Source organism: Eubacterium sp. F2, from assembly GCF_046244355.1.
Classification (GTDB): domain Bacteria; phylum Bacillota; class Clostridia; order Peptostreptococcales; family Anaerovoracaceae; genus Aminicella.
Genome location: NZ_CP176393.1, coordinates 859,093 through 878,274 on the forward strand (window position 1 = coordinate 859,093; position 19,182 = coordinate 878,274).

Below are 19,182 nucleotides of genomic sequence, written 5' to 3' on the forward strand. Positions count from 1 at the left end.
TTTTATAGATTCTAACAGTACAGAAGGGACAAAATGAATGAAAGAGATTAAACGGGTAGACATCATCGGAATGGGCGCACTGGGCCTGCTGTTCGGCACGCCGGTCAGAGAAAACGGAGGAGAAGGCCAGCCGCAGTATATCATGGACGCAGAGCGGAAGGCGCGTCATGAGAAGGAAGTATATACGATCAATGGCGAGGAGGTCCATCTGCATATGGTTACGCCGGAAGAAGCACAGCCTGCAGATATTCTGCTGGTGGGCCTGAAATATCCGGGCCTGAAAGCCGGACTGGAGACCGCGGCGCCATGCGTAAACGATGATACTATCATTATTTCCCTGATGAACGGCGTAGACAGTGAGGAGATCATCGCAGAGCGCTTCGGAAAGGATAAGGTCCTCTATTCCGTATCACAGGAAATGGATGCCCAGAGATACGGCAGCAAGATGGTCTATTCCCAGGCCGGCCGCCTCTTCATCGGCGTTCCGCACACTGCTGACGAGGAGACGCAGAAGATCCTGACGGAGAAACTCGACCGCGTCTGCGCCTACTTTGACAAAGTGAAATTCCCTTACAAGAGGGAAGAGAATATCCTCTACCGCCAGTGGTGCAAGTACATGGTCAACACCGGCTGCAACCAGACCACCATGGTCTTTGACAAGCCGTATGGAGACTGCCTGAAGGACGGCAGTCTGGAGTATGCCATCATGATCAGCGCCATGCGTGAAGTCTGCCTGATCGCCCAGAAGAAGGGCATTCCGGTCGGAGAGAAAGAGCTCCACGAGTATACCGACATTCTCCGCGGACTGGATCCGAACGCCGTTCCGTCCATGGGACAGGACCGCAGACAGAAGAGAAAGTCCGAGGTAGACATGTTCTCCGGAACGATTATGCGCTACGGAAGAGAACTGGGCGTCGCCACACCGGTGAACGACTATCTGAACCGGAGAGTAAAAGAGATCGAGGCGGAGTATTAGTCAGGAGAATCAGGATTTCCGATTCCTGAAAAAAGGAAAAGCACGGAGATGGGGGGCTGCAGCCCGCATGCCGGCCGCATCCAATCCATTTTGAGGGTGTAAAGTATTAGTGGGGTTTTAGAAACTGAAAAAGGGATCTCCAAGTGCTAAGATAATAGTGAAACAATTACATCTATGCACTCGAAAGGAGATCCCTATGGCATCTATTATACATGAAATCGCAACGGAATTCCTGGAAAATATTCTGGAAACATTAAAACCTCACGAAGGAATGAAATGGGAAGAGACCAGCGCGAAGCTCATGAGATACTGCAAGGAAACGACCGCCAGGTTCATCCGTGCAGCTGCGGAGGGGCTCGATCAGGAACTGAGAAATGACAAAGCCGGCAGAAAACAGCTCGGATTCACGATCAAAGCCAGAGACAGGAAGCGGACGATCTACACAGAATTCGGCGCGATCGGAATCGATCGGAGCTATTACTATGACAAGAACAGCGGGAAGCATCGATTCCTTCTGGATGAGATCCTCGGCCTACCAAAGTATGAACGCGTCGACCGGGTTATAGGGAAGTGGCTGGCCGAGCATGCAGCCTACGTATCCTATGCGAAGAGTTCTGATATCGTGACGGGAGGCGAACTGAGCAGACAGACAGTGAGGAACTGCATCATGAAAGTGAATGTTCCAGAGGCCGCAGTGCCGAAGGCGAAACGAAAGGTCAGTGTGCTCCATGTTTTTGCTGATGAGGACCACGTGCATATGCAGAAAGCAGGCAAGAAGCCGGGAAAGCGGAGCAGGATTGTTCCGCTGGTGACCGTAACAGAAGGAATACGACCGATCGGTACCCATCGGAATGCGACTGTAGAGCCTGTGAGCTTTGTCGATGAGAATTTCAATACCAGACGTTTGTGGAAGACCGTAGAAGGGTTCATCGAAAAGAAATATGACATGGATGTGCTGGAGAAGATCGTGCTTCACGGAGACGGCGGAAACTGGATCAGGAACGGACTGGACGATTTTGGCAATGTTGTTCACGTTATGGATGGGTTTCATTTCCAGAAGGCCCTGCGGTCACTGGCAGGCAGTTTTCCAAAGAGAAGAGTGAAAACGGTGATCATGGACGCCGTGCAAAAAAATGATCGAAGCAGAGCCGATCGATGCATACAGGAACTGCTGGATGACGCGAAGGAAGACAAGAGGCTGACAGAAAAAGTCAACCGATTCGGCGTCTATCTGAACGGAAACTGGAAGCCAATCGTGAACCGGTTCAAGAAAGATATGCCGGGAAGCTGCACAGAAGGACTGGTCAGTCATATTCTGTCGAAACGGTTTAGCCGTGAGCCGCAGGGATGGAGCGATGAAGGGCTTGGGAGGCTGAGCGATATCAGAGTGTACCTGATCAATGGCGGCGAACTGAAAGCAGAGGATTTGCATAAGGAGAAAGCTGAGAACGTTCTTCGGGAGAAATACGCTGAATATGCGGATCATGTCATTCAACAGGCGAAAGAGGAATTGCATGACTGGAGTATTTTTGAAGGAGAGCCTTTTGTCATGGATGGAGCTTCCGGAACCCAGATGCTGATCAAGAGCTGTGGAGTGGCAAGAGACCTGCTAAGCTGATTGAGCGTGAGCCTGTAACGCAGCCTATGCATGGACTTCTGAGCGCCTCGCTGCCAGACGATCGACGGCCCGGAGAGGGCCGGCGGAGTCGGAAGCGTGAGCATGCGCGAAGGGAGCCGGGAGGCGTTCCAGGCATAGGCTGCGTACAGCTCGCAGAAAAAGCTTGGAGATCTGTCAACAAAAACTCCCACTACCTCTTGACACCATCAATCCATTTTCAAACTCTTGACATCTGCCTTTTGTCAAAATACAATATACATAAGTGTGTGAAGACCAGGGGAGCCGAAAGGCTGAGAGGCGGCGTGCCGCGACCCTTGAACTGATCTGGATCATGCCAGCGTAGTGAGTCATTGTCGAAATGCTTGAATTTTACACGTAAGCAATGCCCTGCCGGCCTGGTCCGCGCAGGGTTTTCTTATGCTTTCAGTAATTAAATCAGATCATTGAATGTGAATGGAGGAGTTAAAATGCAGGCAAGTGTAGCGATTCAGGTACTTCCGGATGTTCATCCTGACGAGGAAATTGTACGGATTGTCGATGAAGTTATTGCATACATCAAGAGTACCGGACTTCATTATTATGTCGGTCCGTATGAGACGGTCATCGAGGGGGATGACTACGATCAGCTCATGGATATCGTAAAGGAATGCCAGCATGTGGCAATCAAGGCAGGCGCGCCAAAGGTTTCCGCCTATGTCAAGATTGAGTACAAGCCAGAAGGGGAGATATTGACGATTGATAAGAAAGTTTCCAAGTATCATCAAGAATAAAGGCCCGGCGGTTATCGCTATTCTCGTAATTATCGGACTCTGGGAGCTCATCTGTGTAACCGGATGGGTCCCGCGCTATATGCTGCCGACGCCCGGAGATGTGCTGATGTCGCTGATCAGTGACTGGAGTCTGCTCTGGGAGAACGCGGAAGTCACCCTTCAGGAGGCGATTTACGGTCTTCTGATCGGCATTGGGATTGGCTTCGTGTTCGCGGTTCTGATGGACATGTTCGACACGTTGTACCGGGCACTGTACCCGGTCATGGTGCTGTCTCAGACCATTCCGACCGTCGCCATTGCGCCGCTTCTGGTGCTGTGGTTCGGCTATGAAATGAAGCCGAAGATCATCCTGGTCGTGATCGCGTCCTTCTTCCCGATCGCAGTCGGCCTGCTGGACGGATTCAAGTCCGCGGACCCGGATTCCGTCAACCTGCTGCGCTCCATGGGCGCGGGCAAGCTGAAGATTTTCCGCTATCTGAAGGCACCGTCGGCGCTTCCGAGCTTTTTCTCAGGACTGAGAATTGCAACAGCATATTCTGTCGTTACGGCGGTCATCAGTGAATGGCTCGGCGGATTCAGCGGCCTGGGCGTGTACATGACGCGCGTAAAGAAGGCATACGCCTTCGATAAAATGTTTGCGGTTATTATCATTATCTCTGTGGTTTCACTGCTCCTGATGGCTGTGGTCAGCATTCTGGAGCGTGTCTGCCTGCCTTACCGTCATCTCGACGATGCGGAGAAGCAGTCTTAGCGGCGCAGAGGACAAAATTTAACTGTAGCAAGGGGAGTAATCATTCATGAAAAAGAAATCAATCATAAAGAAAATCCTGGTGGGCGCCCTCGCGGGAGCCATGGTTTTCAGCCTCGCGGCCTGCGGAAGCGGTTCCTCGAAGAAGAAGTCATCTTCTTCTGATTCCAATCTGAAGCAGATCACGGTCTGCCTGGACTGGACACCGAACACCAACCACACCGGATTATATACAGCAATTGAAAAGGGATATTTCAAGAAACAGGGCCTGAAGGTCAAGGTCGTTCAGCCATCCGATGACGGCGCAGAGCAGATCGTCGGCAGCGGCAAGGCCCAGTTCGGCGTCAGCGCTCAGGACACCATGGCCAACGCTCTGGTCGGAAAGAGCAAAGTGCCAATCACCTGCGTTGCCGCCATCCTGCAGTATAACACATCCGGAATCATTTCCAGAAAAGCAGACGGCATCACCAGCCCGAAGGGCATGATGAACCATAAGTATGCAACCTGGGATCAGCCGATTGAAAAGGCTATGCTGAAAGAAGTTGTCAACAACGATGGTGGAGATTTCTCCAAGGTCAAGCTGATTCCTTCCACCGTAACCGATGAGGCTTCTGCCCTGAAGAAGAAGTCCGTAGACTGCATCTGGGTATTCAACGGCTGGGCAACCATCGCCTGCAAGCAGGCCGGCCTGAAGGTCAACTTCTGGTATTTCAAGGACCTGAACAAGACCTTCGATTACTACACACCGGTTTACATCGCCAACAACAATTATCTGAAGAAGAACCCGAAGCAGGCAAAGGCCTTCATGAAGGCTCTGTCTCAGGGCTATAACTACGCGGCAAAGCATCCGAAGGAGTCCGCAGACATCCTGATGAAGGAGAATAAGGAGCTGCGCAGCAATAAGAAGCTGATCTACGCAAGCCAGAAGTACCTGTCCAAACAGTACATCGCAGATGCCAAACAGTGGGGCTGCGTTGATCCGACACGCTGGAACCGTTTCTACAGCTGGCTGGATCAGAACAACCTGGTGAAAGAAAAGCTGACCACGAACGAGGGCTTCACCAACGATTATCTGCCGGCAAAATAGTACCGGAGCAAGGGGATTATGAATAAATTACAAGTCGAAAATGTCAATGTGTCCTTCAGCGGAAACCAGATTCTGAAAGATATCTCGATTCATCTTGAAGAGGGAGAACTGGTCAGTCTGCTGGGCGTCAGCGGAAGCGGAAAAACGACGCTGTTTAATGTCATTTCCGGTCTGCTGAAGCCGCAGCAGGGCAGAGTTCTGCTGAATGGCGGAGATATCACTGGGAAACCGGGGCAGATCAGTTATATGCTGCAGAAGGACCTGCTGCTTCCGTATCGGACCATTCAGGATAATGTCGCGCTTCCGCTGCTGCTGCAGGGCATGCGGAAGAAAGAGGCGCGCCGGAAGGCCGCCGCGATGTTCGATGAATTCGGGCTCGCGGGAACGGAGCGGAAATATCCGTCCCAGCTGTCCGGAGGCATGCGCCAGCGTGCCGCACTGCTCAGGACCTACATGTTCTCTCAGGACGTCGCACTCCTGGATGAGCCATTCTCCGCGCTGGACACTCTGACCAAGACACAGATCCACCACTGGTACCTGCAGGTCATGGAAAAAATTCATCTGTCGACGCTGTTTATCACGCATGACATCGATGAGGCCATCCTGCTTTCTGACCGGATCTATATTCTGACCGGAAAACCGGGAGAAATCCTCGATGAAATCACCGTGAAAGAGAAGAAACCACGCGGAAACGACTTCCCGCTGACAGATGCGTTTTTGAATTATAAGAGGACGATTATCAGAAGACTGGAAGAATCCGGAGTTTCCGGCGTTTCGCTGGGATAGAGCGGAAAGGACGCGGCCGCAGGCTGACCAGAGCAGAACGCGGAAGCGGCAGATGAAAGAAATGAAAAAAGAGACGACTGTCTGGCCCTATAAGAAGAGGCCGTGCAGTCGTCTCTTTTAGTTTTTGCTTTTTGTTCCGCTGTTCCTCTGCTTTCTCTGCCGGACGGAAGTCTGCTGTGGGTTTAATAGGTTAAATCGTGGCGGGACTTCTTCTCATTAACACGGTAATGCAGGGCATCGATCAGCTGCTCCGGTTTTGCAAAGCGCAGAAGTCTTTCAAAGTTCTTCTTATCGTAGGCAAGCAGGCCGACCAGTTCCAGGAACGGGTTGAAATCGTCATCAAATACCGGCGCTTTGGAATCAAATCCGGTGGCTGCTGCAGCCTTTTCAACGAGCTGGTCGCGGAGCTCATAGTGCGTGTTCGGGTTTTCCGGCGGGTTGTTGATGTCATAGAGAGAAGGATTGATCATGTAATTCTCAACCTTGATCTCGTTGAAGACACCCTCCAAACCGGCAAAACGGCCGCGGCGCTTGAGAATACCGTCGGACAGTTTATCTGTGGTCAGCATGCAGACCGGGGTTCCGAAGGCGATTCCCGGAAGTCCGACATGAAGACGCGGGGTGACGATGCATGCGGCATTATGATAAACATAAAGCAGGATTTTTGCGACGGTCATGCGGTCGACACTCTTGAAAATCGGGAAGATCATGCGGCTGATGTTGTACACCGGCTTGTCTGCGCGTTTGCGGATCTTCTGCTCCATGTATTCCGGGACATCTACGCAGACGATGTAATCTCCGGCCTTTTTCTCTTTGATCTTCTGATTCGGAAGCAGGGTCATGGTCAGGCAGCCGGTAAAATACGCATCAATTCCGTATTTCTGCAGGAATGCAGCAGTGCCCGTGTCACGGCATCCGATCGGTCCGTGCTTTTTCAGGTATTCGACGACTTCATCCCGCATAAAGGTGTCATTTCTGAATGCTTCACGGAGATGAAAGGATAAGAAGATCGGATCAATGTCCTCTGATGGAGGGAAATGTTTCTTTTCCCACATCCACCAGGCGTTCATAAACAACTTTACCTTCTCCCCGTGATCGGAATGAAATTCATCGACACGTTCTCTCGGGATATAGTAGTCGATCTGAGGAAGAAAGCGCATGGCAGCAACGGACTGAATTTCATCTCCGATATTGGTAGATGAGTAACGAAGGCATCCGTAGCTGTTTTTTTTCATTAACTTGTCGAACATGGAATACTCTCCTTCCAGTGGTTGTTAGTAATTTTTATTTTCTGCCTGTCTTCATGCTTGCGATCAGGCGTTTGAACATCTCTTTCAGATCGACCTCTGCCGTCCAGCCGAGGGCTTCCAGTCTGGATGGATCCAGTCGGATCACCATCTCTGGGTTATAGCCGAATTTGGAAATATCATCCGGAATGTCGATGCAGACATGGGTGCTTCCGTCAGGATTCAGGGAAGCCGTGAGATCGGCCATTTCCCGGATGGAACAGGCGGTGTCCGGATTGGCCACGTTGTAGGCTTCTCCGGTATTTCCATGCAGGAGAACCGTCAGGATGCCCTTTACGGCATCTCTGGTATAGCAGTAGTTGCGTACCGTTCTTCCTTCCGTATGAAGGGAAATGTCTCTCTTTTCAATGACGCAGCGGGCGAATTCGGCGAAGACGCGGCCATCGTCATAGCGGACTCCCGGACCGAAGGTCTGGGCCAGGCGCACGATTTTAGCCGGCACACCGTATTCAGAAGCGTAGGAGGCGCAGAGGCACTCCACGATGCGCTTTCCTTCGGAATAACTGCTGCGTACGCTGGTGGAATCGATATATCCGTGTCCAGTTTCAGGCATGCTTTCCTGACCCGGGTCAGGCGTACCGTAGACTTCCAGCGAAGACAGATAGATGAAGCCGGAAACTTCTTTTTCGCGGGCAAAACGGAGCATGTTGTCGGTTCCGTCGATGGCCGCGTGGATGGTCTCTACAGGATGAGAGACAAAGTATTTAGATCCGGTAGGGCTGGCCGTGTGGATAATATAGTCGACGTCTCCGTCAAAGTCTGGATGCTCGGCGATGTCTCCTGTGACAATGGTCAGTCCGTCCTGGAAATCGGAAAAGAGCGCTTCGGCCTTCTTCTGATTGCGGACGAAAGCAGCAACCTTAATGCTGTCGCCGTAGAGTTTATTGCTCAGCAGCAGTCCTCTGCAGATCTGCGATCCGATCAGTCCGGTTGCTCCGGTGATAAAGAATGTTCTGCCGCTCAGCTTCTGCGCGTGGCAGAAGGCAGCCAGATTCTCAAGATCTTCAGCAAGAACAGGATCTTCTGTTTTCCATTTTTCTGTCATTGCTATTTTCCCTCCGGTCTTTTCTTGAAACGGCTGAGAATCGAACTGGAGCGCTTGGTGAGACCCAGTCCGAATGCCTGCTCGTTTTCATTGTACTGCAGCAGGGCACGGAAGATGTACACATCTTCCGGTGTAGTAACCTTGATGTTTCCGCGGTTGCCTTCAACCATATGAACCGGAATGCCCAGTGTGGTGCAGATTGTGCAGGCATCGACCATGTCCTTATAGCCTTCCGGTCTCTTGCGGATGAGGTCATGCGCTTCGATGATGTCCTTCAGGTGGAAGGTCTGCGGCGCCTGTGCGGCGAATGTTTCGCGGCGGTAAGGCACGGAATCGACATGTTCGCCGTTCTTGCTGAGAAGAATGGTTTCATAGCATGCGGTTGTCGTAATCGCATTTCCTTTTTCTTCAGCTGTTTCGATGTTCTTCGTGATGACATCGTGGTCTACGCAAGGGCGGACGCCGTCGTGAAGCAGGACGATACTGTCCGGATCATTTTCGCTGATTCCCTTCTGCAGGCAGTTGTAAATCGAATCCTGCGCGGTGGCGCCGCCCGGAATAACTGCTGCAACCTTGGTCAGGCGGTACTGGTCAACCAGTTCTTCTACATAAGGAATGTAATCTTCCAGTGTGGAAATATAAATCTTGTCGATCCGTTCATGCCACTGGAAGAGTTCTACGGTATGCACCAGAATCGGCTTGCCGTTGATCTCCAGAAACTGTTTCGGAATTCCGGCGCCCATACGGACACCGCTTCCGCCTGCAAAAATCATTGCTATATTCATTTACCATACCTCCATCTGCACGACTCTGTTATTCTGCGGATTCAAGCTCCTTCAGGCTGGAGAAATCCATTCTCCGCAGCATATGGTTGCTGTGTTTGATTGCATTAATACGCTTCAGATTCTTTTCCGGAACATTTCCGAGAAGGATCCAGTCAATTACACGGTCTGAAGCCTTGGAGTCAATATTGTCAAAGTGAAGCTGCACGTATTCTTCCACTTTCTTGTAATCGTAGTTTTTGGTTTCCATTGCTTCCATGAGTTCATCGAACGTATGGCAGACTTTTCCCGGAGCGGATTCTTCATACGGACGGTGGAATCCTCTGGAAAATGCGTACTGAATCTCATCGAAAGCAAAGAAGAGCATCGGTTTTCTCATCAGAGAATACTCAAAAATTCCGGAAGAATAGTCGGTGATCATCAGGTCGGTGATATAGAACAGATCATTAATGTTCGGATATTTATTCACATCGATCATCTTGTCCTTATATGTCTCCGGAATCGGAACAGCCTGTGATACCCACGGATGCATCTTAAACAGAACGACGTATTCATCTCCGCAGAACTTATAAAATCTGTCAAAATCGATCATCTCATACGGATAGTGTGCGTCGCTTCTGTTTTTTCCACGGTAGGTCGGGGCAAACAGGATGACTTTCTTTCCAAGGGTCTGCGGGAATTTCTTACGCAGTTTTTCCTCTGCTTTCTTCCGGTATTCCGGATCCAGGTACTCGTCCATACGCGGCATTCCGGTCGGCAGGAGCTGCTCCGGATTGATGCCGAATACTTCTGAATGGAAGTGGGCGATCCGGTCGCTGCTGGAAATGCCGTAGTCGTACTGACGGTGGCAGCTGACCGGTCCCGGGCAGCCGGTATGTCCCCAGCGGCTGTAGCCGGAAGATTTGAATCCGGCGCCTGCGTGCCAGAGCTGGATCAGCTTTGTGCGCGGACTTAAGGTCAGCCAGTCCAAGAACGGGCAGTGGTCGTCGATGAAAATCATGTCGGCGCGCGCAACCTTCTTGATCAGCTCGTACCAGCTCTTTTCACTGTAGTGTTTTTCTACCGCAGAACGTGCAGAGAACAGGATCTCATAGTTTTTATCGAGGCCGCGCTCCTGCATGCGGTGATAGACGCTGGTCAGGTTGGAACCGAGGCTTTCACTCTGTTCACTCATGAACATGACGGTGCGGATTGTACCGTCAAAGGATTTATCGAATTTTTTTGATTCGTAAGCGTAGTAGCTTTTGATCATGTTTCGGATCTTTCCTTTTGTCAGGAAAAGATGCTGTTTCTTCGGCTTGCCGGAAATTTCGTTTTCTTCTTCGTCCGGAAGATTGTAATCAGCGATGCCGGCCTTCTTCGTGTTCAGAACGCGCATTTCCAGGAAGAGGGCAGTATCATCTTCTGCAACCGAGAAATCGACAACGTAAGAACGGTTCTTGCCGCTGTACAGGAATTCTCTGGATTTGTCTGCAAGTTCCGGCGCGAGTTCCGGCGCGAGTTCCGGAATGGCCAGAATGTCATTTCCCTGGCAGACGGCAAAGTGATAGATCTCAATCGGAAGACATCTGCAGTAGCCCGGATTGGTGACGTTCAGAGAAAAATCGTAGGTGCTGTCGTCGATTTTCTTCAGCTTGTATCTTGCATTTGCCATGTAGAAGCTGGTGATGGCATAAAAATGAAGGTGTTTCGATGCGTCGATGTTCTCCAGACCATCAATATGGCAGGTGAAATGCATGATGATCCGCTCCCAGCTGATGTCCTGAATGGTGACATGGATCAGATGCTCGTCAACGCGGTTGTTCATCTTAATGTCCGGGTGACTGATTAACTTATGTTCTTGTGTACTCATTATCTTTCACTCATTTCTCTTTTTATCAGGCCTTCTGCGATCAGCATGTCGCTGTCACTGGTCAGTTTGATGTTCACCGGATCGCCGGGAACGGTGTGAATTGGAATGCCGTTCAGCAGGCAGATCTGCGCCGTGCCGGTGATCACGCGCCGCTGCTCCGGTGTCAGTTCTTTCAGCGATTTCTTCAGCACAGGAAGGCGGAAGCTGTCCGGGGCCTGTCCGTTGTACAGCTTGCTTCTGTCCGGCATGGAATCAACCTGGTCCCCGTTTTCAATCCACAGCATGGTATCGGTCGCCGGAATGGCGGCAACGACGGCAGGATGCTGGTTCAGTGCTTCCAGGCTGTCGTTGATGATGCTGCGGGTGATAAAGGGACGGACGGCATCGTGAATCAGAATTTTATCTTCCGTTTCAACCGGATGTTCTGCGTAAATCGCGTCAATGACATTCTCGATGGAATCCAGACGTTCCTTTCCGCCGTCGATAATGGTCAGTGAAGATGCGTCCACCTTCCAGTTTTCTATTAGCTCCTGCAGATAGTTTTTCCAGTTCGGATGAATCGCTATGTAGATGTAGTCGAATGCGTGGGACCGGACCAGTTTCTGAATCGTCCAGATGATGATCGGACGGTCGCCGAGCTGCAGAAACTGCTTAGGAATCGTGGCGGACTGCATCCGGTTTCCGACTCCCCCCGCCAGTATTGCTGCGTAAGTTGTCATTAGCTCCTCCAAAAACGGCCTCCATCACACGCTGTGTGGCATGACCGTCATTCTTATCAATAAACTTGTGTATAAATTCGCTGCGCCTGTCACTGCCCATATCTTCTGCCTGAATCGCGTCAAGCAGCTGATCGGTATCGCGGCAGACTCTTCCGTAGATGTACTCGCTGAATGGAAAGTACATCCCGCGTCCGTCCTCGTAATCTTCCAGGTCGTAGGCGAAGAAGATAATTGGTTTATTCACCAGCGCGTAGTCGAAGATCAGGGACGAGTAGTCCGTAATCAGAATATCGGTGATAAACAGGAGATCGTTGATTTCTCTCATCGGGGACAAATCATATGCGAATCCCGGATATTTCTCAAGATCATAGGCCTTTTCAATGCCAAAGCGGATGTTGTTATACAGGGCCGGATGCCATTTGAAAATGATCGCGTAGTCATCGCCGAGCGTCTGATAAGCCCGGTCCAGATCAAAACGCGAAAAATCGTAGGTCGCTTCTTCCACCTTTGTTCCCCGGTAGGTCGGGGCAAACAGGATGATTTTCTTATCTCTCAGTTCCGGATATTTCTCGTAGAATTCCTGTTGTTTCCCTGCAATGTAATCTTTGTCGAAGAAAATGTCTGTGCGGGGAATTCCTGTGGCGAGAACCCGGTCCATCGGGATGGAAAAGGCTTCGCTGAAGCAGGGTCTGCAGAAATCACTGCTGCAGATGGTCTTGGTGTAGCGCTTGTAGCCCTGGTGGATGTGGCGGATGTCTCCGCCTTCTCCGGTTCTGCTGTGGGCGAATTTCTTATAGGCGCCGGAACTGTGCCAGAGCTGCACCAGCTCCTGGTTTTTTCGTACGCGGATGTAGGCGGTGCTGGTGGTGTAGTCGTCCAGCAGCACGTATTTACTGGTCGCGATGTACCAGCACTGCGCCAGCCACTGGCCGAAGCTGCGCTTCAGCCGGCGGTCTCCCTTCAGGGATGTGACCTTCTCCCAGTGTGAATCCAGCGAATCATAGACGCATTTAAAATTGCCGCTGATGTCGCTGCGCACGTCGGAGATGAACAGAATCCGGTTTTTCTTCATCGGAAAGAGGGAAAACACCCGGTTCAGCACGGCCGATGCGCCGTAATATGCAATTTTTGACAGTATGCTCATTCGATATCCCAGCCAATCACTTTCCGCTCTTCGCGGATAATTTCTTCCGTAGACAGTTCACATTTCTTAAAGAGACTGGAGGAACCGGCCACAAAAATATCCGCGCCGCAGTTATAGAAGATTTCCGCGTTCTTGATGGAAATATTTCCGTCAACTTCAATCAGAAGGTCGTCTCTTCCGGTGGAAACGAAGTAGTCCTTCATTTCCTTGACCTTCTCGATGGTGGAGCGCACCAGTTTTTTTCCGGCGAATCCCGGATGAACGGTCATGACCAGAACGCCGTCCATATCGTCCAGATACGGATCCAGAACGTGATAGTCTGTTTCCGGGTTGATGGCCACGAATGAGGACGCTCCGATGCGCTTCAGAAACTGCAGGCATTCCGGAATTTTCTCATTGTGCTCATAATGGAAGGCCACGTGGTCGCCCTCACGGATGTCGAACCAGCTCATTTTTTCCAGCGGGTTCATCACCAGGAAGTGGTAGTCCAGAGGAATGTCCGACACCCGGCGCAGACTCTTCACATAGTCTGTGCCCAGCGCAAAATTCGGGACGAACTGGCCGTCCATGATGTCGACATGGAGAAATTCCAGCTTCGCTTCCTTGAACTCCGTTAAATAATAAAAGATTTTATCAATGCCGGCGCACATCATGGACGCGGCAATCTGTCCTTTTCTCTTCATTTCCGGCTCTCTTCCCGTTCTTTCAGCAGGCGGTCGGCTTCCTCGTGCATGACGAACATCAGGCGGGATTTATGAAGGCTCTTGTCCTGCAGGAAGCGGAAGGCTTCGTCGCCTTCGCTGAGCAGGTATTTCTTTGTGATCAGCCGTTCGAACGGGAATTTTCCTTCCTTCATCGATGCGGCTGCAGCCTTCCAGTCGTCGCCTTCCGCGCGGAAGGCGGAATTCCATGTTCCCTGAACCGTCAGCTGCCAGCGCAGAATCTTCCAGTACACATCCTTCGGAAGCGCCTCATCGCCTTTCGGGTTTCCCATGGCGACAACGGTACCGCCGGATCTGGCGCTCATAATGGCATCTTCCAGAGACTGGTTGGAGCCAACTGCTTCGAAGGTAACGTCCATGCGGCTGCCGCCTGTCAGTCTGTCCACCTCTTCGCGGATGTCCGCGGTGTTAATCGTCTTGAAGCCGAAGGATTCCGCGAATTCCAGGCTTTCTTTTCTTCTGCCGGCCACATAGGCTTCCGCGCCTTTCTGCTGACAAAAAGCAGCAATCAAGAGGCCGATGGTTCCGGTGCCGATCACCAGCGCACGGTCACCCTTTTTTACCTTTCCCATCTCTACGGCGTGGTGGGCGACGGCGGCAGGCTCAGACAGCGCTCCTGTGGTATAGGGAACACAGTCGTCCAGCAGATTCAGATTCCATGCCGGAACGACCAGGTACTCCGCAAAGGCGCCGTCATTTCTGGAACCAAAGTATTTATAATCGGCGCATGTCGCGTAACTCTTCTTTCTGCAGGCTTCGCACTGGAAGCAGGGAAGAAGAGGGAAAACACTTGCTTTCCGGTTCAGCAGCGCAGGATCGCAGCCTTCTCCGAGCTTTACGACCTGTCCTGCGAATTCATGTCCCGGAACCGTCGGGAAGTGGTAGGTTCCGGTTTCCATAACGCGGGCTTCATCACTGGAGCAGATGCCGCAGGCCATGACCTTCAGCAGGACTTCATTCTGTCCCGGCTCCGGAATTTCCCGGTCTTCATAAACCAGCTTTCCGACGCTGTGTAAGTTTAATATTTTCATTTACATCGTTCTCCTTATGCTTTTGCGCGGCAGCGCGTTTCTATTATCAATTCAATTTTCCCGGGCACCCGTCCCCATGCTTCAGCATCGGGAAAGGGCTGGGTTCTTCTTTCAGTCTGCAGTGTTTCCGGGTTCTGTCCGCTCTTATCTTGCGCGGGAAGTTTTGTCCATGTGGGAGAGCAGGAACTGCGCGATGGCTTCAGTGCAGTTTTCTCTCGGTTCAACGAACTTCTGCGCGAACTTCCGCACTTCTGAGAGGTGGAAGCGGTTCTCCCGGATGGCCTCCATAACCTCTCCGGCATCTTCCGATGCAAATCCCGGTGAGGCCTGATCGAGGTCAACAAAAAATCCGCGTCGATTCTGGTAAGACTTCCGGTCCGGAACGTAGCGGAAAACAGGCTTGTCAGCGACAGCCGCTTCCAGTACAAATGCGGAATAATCCGTGATCACATAATCAGCAACGGACAGCATTTCCATACTGGTAAATTCCGTGTCGGTCAGTGCGTCTTCCGAATGGATTCTCTCTTTCATCAGCGGATGCGGTTTAATAATAAGATTATAGCTTGTAAAGTCTGTTTTTTCAATGAGTCTTTGGATATAGGCGGTGTTCCGCTCCGGTGCGTTCTTGCGGAAAGTCGGGGCGTACAGGATGTTCTTTTTGTCTCTGGAAGCCAGGAAAGGATAGCGCTTGAGAATGCGCTCTCTCGTTGCCTTTACATACTTCTCTTGGCGCAGGAAATCCACACGCGGGAGCGGCATGACGACCATCTGGCGTGTGCGGCAGCGGTAAGCCTCCTGAAGCGGCTCCTTGCATGCCTCGCTGCTGACAAAGATGTAGTCATAGCCCTTATGCATGTTCATCACCCTGGCGAGCTCCGGACTGTAGCCCTCTTTCTCGCCCAGAACGGCGTAACCGAACTTCTTGAAGGCGCCCATGGCGTGCCACATCTGGACGATGGTCAGGCTCTTCCTGTGATGCAGGATGCTGGCCGGGATGCAGTAGCCATCGAGGGCGATGAGGCGGGACTGGGCAATTGCGTGCATCATTGGTCCCATAATATAGAAGATATAGCCGATTTTTCCCGCGGCGCCGTCTGGAATTCTGCGGCAGAGGACGCGGACGGTGACATCTGGGTTTTCTTTCTTCAGTTCGTCTGTGACCATCTGAAGGTCCAGGGACGGCTCGTCCGACTGGCGGCTGATCAGTGTGATCTGATTCTTCACCGGCGCGAGCTTGTGAAAGCAGTAAACCAGGTTCAGAAATCCCTTCCCGGCCTGGACTGCGCCGATTTTCGTGAAGAGGTCCGTCAGTTTCTTCAGAATGATGGACAAAACAACCGCGCCAAGGAGCATTCCTGCGTATCTGGACATCCGGTACATCGGAAAGTCCATAGTCTGCAGGAGGTTCCGCAGCGTGACATGGGTCAGATAGAGCTCCAGTGAATAGGAACCGACCAGACGGAAAAAGGCGTTCAGTTTCTTCAGATTTTTAATTCCGTGGAGAATCCAGACGAGCAGGTTCATCAGGCCCAGGGAATAAATCATCATGCAGAAGCGGAGTGCCGCTGCATCGCTGATATGCCGGTGGGAATAGATGCCGAACAGGATCGCAGCGGCGGTGAAAATGGCCATGGACGGCCATTTTACGCGCAGACCGCGCTGAATGTATTTTCCCATGAATGTTCCGAGTGCGAAGATGGAAACACGCGTCATGGCAATGTTAATATTCGAAGCGAATTCTGGTGCATGTTTCTCCAGCGCGAACATGATAATGTTGACCAGAGCGATGATGATCAGCAGGTTGATTCCGCTTGCGCGGCGGTCTTTTCCAACCAGCGCGTACATGATCGGGAAGGTCAGGTAGAGTGCGATCAGAAGACCGATAAACCAGATGGAGATTACGCCCTGTGAGAAAAATGTATAGAAAGACAGATCTTTCAGTACGTCTGATGCGCCCATAGACTGCAGGGCCAGATCCTTGATACACCAGAAAGGAATGGCGATCAGAAAATATGGCACCAGAATACGGTGCATTCTGCGTTTATAGAAGCGTTTCAGATCTGAATTTTTATGATAGGAATAGTACAGGCCCATTCCGGATAAAAACAGGAAGATTTCTACGCCGATACTGCCGATATAGGTGTTATAGCCGAGGAAAAAAGCACCTTTGGCACCGATTTTTGCTGCGGCAACTGTGCCGGATGCGACTGCCCGCTGGTAGGTTGCACAAAAGTGATAGAACATAATGGAAAGCATTGCAATGCCGAACAGCTCATCCCGGTGTCTGCTGATCCAGTTGAAATTAAACATATATATATCCTCTCTTGTCTTTTAATCAATCCTTATTAATGTTAAACGGTTTTTGACAGATGTCAATTCAATCCCCTCATTATTAACAAGGAATTCATAACATGATCAAATAAATGCGGACGCCCTGTTTATCTGTTGTGCAGAAGCGGCAGACAGGCGCGGTAAAAGCTCATGCATCCGGAGAAGAAACGGCAGTTTCGATAATGCCGATTGGAATACGGCGGACAAGATGGTAAAATATGAGATAAATCTAAAGATTGAAAGAGCATACATATGGAAGAAGGCCGGGAGGCGGATGTCTCCGGCGGCAGAAACTGTTTTACGCCAGAAAGGGCGCAGATATTACTTATGAAAAAACCAGAAAAACCAAAATTCGGATTGAAATGGAACAGGAAATACGCAGAAATTTCCCTGTATGTCATCGTCACCTGCGTAATTCTTTACATCCTATACGGCATGCTGTCCCATGCCGGGAACTTTATAGAGGCAGTGGGGAACTCGCTGACATGGATCGGGAGCATCCTGAAGCCGGTGGTGATCGGATTCATTTTTGCCTATCTGCTGTATCCACTCTGTGAGGGTGTCGAGAAGCGGCTGAAAACGAGAGAATTCTTCAGGGAGAAGCCGAGGGGAGCGCATTACGCCAGTGTCGCATTCACCGTGGGCGGAATTATTCTGGGCCTGATCCTTCTGGCCGGTCTTCTGGTCATTACCATCACCCAGCAGTTCAGTTCCATTCACAACGGCGGAATATCGCAGATTATCAGCGGATTTACCAATGGAGTGAACCAGATGTATCAGGGCGTTCTGAACTGGCTGAAAGACATGAACGTAAAATCCGCGCAGGCGGAACAGATCGTGCAGGCGATCCGCGGCGCTCTGACGAAAAAATTCGGCACATCCGTTGGAAATCTCGGAGGCACACTGAATAATATTAAATCCATCGGGACGACCGTCCTGTTTTCGATCCTGTTTACGGTCTATTTTATGCTGGACTGGCCAGGGCTGAGAAAATATTGGAAACGCGTGGCAGAGACCCTGTTCGGAGAACGCACGGCGCCGCGTCTGCATTATGTCTGGAAGGATATCAGCACCGTATTTTCCGGCTATATCCGCGGACAGATGGCGGATGCGATCTTCATGATGATCGCCGTCAGTGTAACCTTCACGATTGCAAGGATCCCGTACGGCATTGTCATCGGCGTGCTGACCGGTATCGGAAATCTGGTGCCATACCTGGGGCCGATCGTCGGCTACGGCCTGACTCTGGTTGCCGGACTGTCTTCTGGAAATATTAAAGTCGTCATCGTCGGATTTATCATTTTGCTGATCATTCAGGGGATAGACGGGGCCGTCGTCAATCCGCGCCTGCTCAGTAAGAATGTCCAGATTCACCCGATGCTGGTGCTGATCGGCGTGATTGCCGGAAACAAGGCGGGCGGCTTCCTTGGCATGCTGGTGGCCGTTCCGGTTACCGCGCTTCTGAAACTCTGGTTTGAGCGCGGCATCAGAATGATTCGTGAGAAGAAAGAAGAAAATAAGGCAGAAACTGCAGAAACCCGCAGCGGCGAAGCAGCCATTCCTTATGAAAATAGAGAAGAGGATGAAAGGAGTGAACAGTAAGATGGAAAAGAACTTTAAGGACAGGAGCTGCCGTGAGTTTACCGATGTTCTTTCCGGAAGTGATCCGGTGCCGGGCGGCGGCGGGGCATCTGCTCTGGCAGCTGCCGTAGGGACCGCCCTGTCCCGCATGGTCGGTTCCCTGACTCTGGGCAAAAAGAAGTACAAGGATGTCGAGCCGGAAATCCGCACCGCAATGGATGAAGCAGAAGATCTGCAGAATCAGCTGCTTGATCTGATTCAGCGGGATGCAGAAGTATTTGCTCCGCTGGCGGCGGCCTACAAGCTTCCGAAGGAAAGCGAGGAAGAGATTGCGCATAAGAATGAAGTGATGGAAAAATGCCTGCTGGATGCCTGCATGGTTCCGCTGGAGATCATGTCCTGCTGCTGCCAGGCCATCAATCTGGCGCAGTTCTTCGCGGAGAACGGCTCTCGCATGGCCGTCAGCGATGCCGGCGCTTCCGCAGCCATTCTCCGGGGCGCCCTGGAAGCTGCCAGCATGAACGTTTACATCAATACAAAATCCATGAAAAACCGCGAGAAAGCGGAGGAACTGGAAGGGCGCTGTGACCGTATGAGAAGAGATTACGGCGGACAGGCCTACAGCATCGTGCAGGATGTCATTGAGGCGCTGAAACACTGATCAGAAAGAGGTTTACTATAGC

17 protein-coding genes are annotated in these 19,182 nt (G+C 51.3%); 8 read left to right on the forward strand and 9 right to left on the reverse strand.

Annotation, left to right across the window (positions count from 1 at the left end; translation table 11 throughout):
• Window positions 1-37 precede the first annotated feature (37 nt).
• From ACI77B_RS03520 to ACI77B_RS03545, 6 genes are all read left to right on the forward strand, one after another.
• Window positions 38-976 carry a ketopantoate reductase family protein gene (locus ACI77B_RS03520; protein ID WP_409337398.1) on the forward strand — a complete coding sequence of 313 codons (939 nt, stop codon included), beginning with the start codon at window positions 38-40 and terminating at the stop codon, window positions 974-976.
• A 196-nt stretch (window positions 977-1,172) separates the two neighbouring features.
• Window positions 1,173-2,594 carry an ISLre2 family transposase gene (locus ACI77B_RS03525; protein ID WP_409336044.1) on the forward strand — a complete coding sequence of 474 codons (1,422 nt, stop codon included), beginning with the start codon at window positions 1,173-1,175 and terminating at the stop codon, window positions 2,592-2,594.
• A gap of 467 nt (window positions 2,595-3,061) precedes the next feature.
• The gene (locus ACI77B_RS03530; protein ID WP_277660474.1) at window positions 3,062-3,364 is read left to right on the forward strand and encodes a thiamine-binding protein; all 303 of its coding nucleotides are present in this window, start codon (window positions 3,062-3,064) and stop codon (window positions 3,362-3,364) included.
• The gene (locus ACI77B_RS03535; protein WP_409337399.1) at window positions 3,330-4,115 is read left to right on the forward strand and encodes an ABC transporter permease; all 786 of its coding nucleotides are present in this window, start codon (window positions 3,330-3,332) and stop codon (window positions 4,113-4,115) included. Before ACI77B_RS03530 ends, ACI77B_RS03535 begins: the two co-directional genes overlap by 35 nt.
• 46 nt (window positions 4,116-4,161) lie before the next feature.
• The gene (locus ACI77B_RS03540; protein WP_409337400.1) at window positions 4,162-5,199 is read left to right on the forward strand and encodes an ABC transporter substrate-binding protein; all 1,038 of its coding nucleotides are present in this window, start codon (window positions 4,162-4,164) and stop codon (window positions 5,197-5,199) included.
• A gap of 18 nt (window positions 5,200-5,217) precedes the next feature.
• Window positions 5,218-5,985, forward strand: a complete 768-nt coding sequence (locus tag ACI77B_RS03545; protein WP_409337401.1) for an ABC transporter ATP-binding protein — start codon at window positions 5,218-5,220, stop codon at window positions 5,983-5,985.
• A 182-nt stretch (window positions 5,986-6,167) separates the two neighbouring features.
• On the opposite strand, the gene ACI77B_RS03550 is transcribed toward ACI77B_RS03545, so the two are convergent.
• The 9 genes from ACI77B_RS03550 to ACI77B_RS03590 all read right to left on the reverse strand — a co-directional run bounded on the left by ACI77B_RS03550 (window position 6,168) and on the right by ACI77B_RS03590 (window position 16,897).
• Window positions 6,168-7,235 carry a polysaccharide pyruvyl transferase family protein gene (locus tag ACI77B_RS03550; protein ID WP_409337402.1) on the reverse strand — a complete coding sequence of 356 codons (1,068 nt, stop codon included), beginning with the start codon at window positions 7,233-7,235 and terminating at the stop codon, window positions 6,168-6,170.
• A 34-nt stretch (window positions 7,236-7,269) separates the two neighbouring features.
• Window positions 7,270-8,337, reverse strand: coding sequence for an NAD-dependent epimerase/dehydratase family protein (locus tag ACI77B_RS03555; protein ID WP_409337403.1), 1,068 nt, complete (start codon window positions 8,335-8,337; stop codon window positions 7,270-7,272).
• Between the two features lie 2 nt (window positions 8,338-8,339).
• Window positions 8,340-9,122 (reverse strand): IspD/TarI family cytidylyltransferase, encoded by a 783-nt coding sequence (locus ACI77B_RS03560; protein ID WP_409337404.1) that lies wholly within the window; start codon window positions 9,120-9,122, stop codon window positions 8,340-8,342.
• Between the two features lie 28 nt (window positions 9,123-9,150).
• Window positions 9,151-10,971: a CDP-glycerol glycerophosphotransferase family protein gene (locus ACI77B_RS03565; RefSeq protein WP_409337405.1), complete on the reverse strand. Its 1,821-nt coding sequence runs from the start codon at window positions 10,969-10,971 to the stop codon at window positions 9,151-9,153.
• Window positions 10,971-11,690, reverse strand: a complete 720-nt coding sequence (locus tag ACI77B_RS03570) for an IspD/TarI family cytidylyltransferase (protein WP_409337406.1) — start codon at window positions 11,688-11,690, stop codon at window positions 10,971-10,973. The genes ACI77B_RS03565 and ACI77B_RS03570 overlap by 1 nt, the downstream gene beginning before the upstream one ends.
• Window positions 11,623-12,834, reverse strand: a complete 1,212-nt coding sequence (locus ACI77B_RS03575; RefSeq protein WP_409337407.1) for a CDP-glycerol glycerophosphotransferase family protein — start codon at window positions 12,832-12,834, stop codon at window positions 11,623-11,625. Before ACI77B_RS03575 ends, ACI77B_RS03570 begins: the two co-directional genes overlap by 68 nt.
• Entirely contained in the window at window positions 12,831-13,517 is a 687-nt protein-coding gene (locus ACI77B_RS03580) for a ribulose-phosphate 3-epimerase (RefSeq protein ID WP_409337408.1), read from the reverse strand. Before ACI77B_RS03580 ends, ACI77B_RS03575 begins: the two co-directional genes overlap by 4 nt.
• Entirely contained in the window at window positions 13,514-14,587 is a 1,074-nt protein-coding gene (locus tag ACI77B_RS03585; protein WP_409337409.1) for a galactitol-1-phosphate 5-dehydrogenase, read from the reverse strand. Before ACI77B_RS03585 ends, ACI77B_RS03580 begins: the two co-directional genes overlap by 4 nt.
• Before the next feature lie 144 nt (window positions 14,588-14,731).
• On the reverse strand, window positions 14,732-16,897 hold the full coding sequence (locus tag ACI77B_RS03590) for a CDP-glycerol glycerophosphotransferase family protein (protein ID WP_409337410.1): 2,166 nt from the start codon (window positions 16,895-16,897) through the stop codon (window positions 14,732-14,734).
• A gap of 348 nt (window positions 16,898-17,245) precedes the next feature.
• Here ACI77B_RS03590 and ACI77B_RS03595 point away from each other — a divergent pair, with 348 nt between their 5' ends.
• Window positions 17,246-18,520: an AI-2E family transporter gene (locus ACI77B_RS03595; protein ID WP_409337411.1), complete on the forward strand. Its 1,275-nt coding sequence runs from the start codon at window positions 17,246-17,248 to the stop codon at window positions 18,518-18,520.
• Window positions 18,510-19,160, forward strand: a complete 651-nt coding sequence (locus ACI77B_RS03600) for a cyclodeaminase/cyclohydrolase family protein (protein ID WP_409337412.1) — start codon at window positions 18,510-18,512, stop codon at window positions 19,158-19,160. The genes ACI77B_RS03595 and ACI77B_RS03600 overlap by 11 nt, the downstream gene beginning before the upstream one ends.
• Window positions 19,161-19,182: the final 22 nt, after the last annotated feature.

Coding starts and splice junctions, on each gene's coding strand:
- ACI77B_RS03545 (WP_409337401.1), top strand. CDS start 5,218: ATGAATAAATTACAAGTCGAAAATGTCAATGTGTCCTTCAGCGGAAAC.
- ACI77B_RS03520 (WP_409337398.1), top strand. CDS start 38: ATGAAAGAGATTAAACGGGTAGACATCATCGGAATGGGCGCACTGGGC.
- ACI77B_RS03525 (WP_409336044.1), top strand. CDS start 1,173: ATGGCATCTATTATACATGAAATCGCAACGGAATTCCTGGAAAATATT.
- ACI77B_RS03540 (WP_409337400.1), top strand. CDS start 4,162: ATGAAAAAGAAATCAATCATAAAGAAAATCCTGGTGGGCGCCCTCGCG.
- ACI77B_RS03580 (WP_409337408.1), bottom strand. CDS start 13,517: ATGAAGAGAAAAGGACAGATTGCCGCGTCCATGATGTGCGCCGGCATT.
- ACI77B_RS03595 (WP_409337411.1), top strand. CDS start 17,246: ATGAAAAAACCAGAAAAACCAAAATTCGGATTGAAATGGAACAGGAAA.
- ACI77B_RS03550 (WP_409337402.1), bottom strand. CDS start 7,235: ATGTTCGACAAGTTAATGAAAAAAAACAGCTACGGATGCCTTCGTTAC.
- ACI77B_RS03530 (WP_277660474.1), top strand. CDS start 3,062: ATGCAGGCAAGTGTAGCGATTCAGGTACTTCCGGATGTTCATCCTGAC.
- ACI77B_RS03565 (WP_409337405.1), bottom strand. CDS start 10,971: ATGAGTACACAAGAACATAAGTTAATCAGTCACCCGGACATTAAGATG.
- ACI77B_RS03575 (WP_409337407.1), bottom strand. CDS start 12,834: ATGAGCATACTGTCAAAAATTGCATATTACGGCGCATCGGCCGTGCTG.
- ACI77B_RS03560 (WP_409337404.1), bottom strand. CDS start 9,122: ATGAATATAGCAATGATTTTTGCAGGCGGAAGCGGTGTCCGTATGGGC.
- ACI77B_RS03590 (WP_409337410.1), bottom strand. CDS start 16,897: ATGTTTAATTTCAACTGGATCAGCAGACACCGGGATGAGCTGTTCGGC.
- ACI77B_RS03585 (WP_409337409.1), bottom strand. CDS start 14,587: ATGAAAATATTAAACTTACACAGCGTCGGAAAGCTGGTTTATGAAGAC.
- ACI77B_RS03570 (WP_409337406.1), bottom strand. CDS start 11,690: ATGACAACTTACGCAGCAATACTGGCGGGGGGAGTCGGAAACCGGATG.
- ACI77B_RS03555 (WP_409337403.1), bottom strand. CDS start 8,337: ATGACAGAAAAATGGAAAACAGAAGATCCTGTTCTTGCTGAAGATCTT.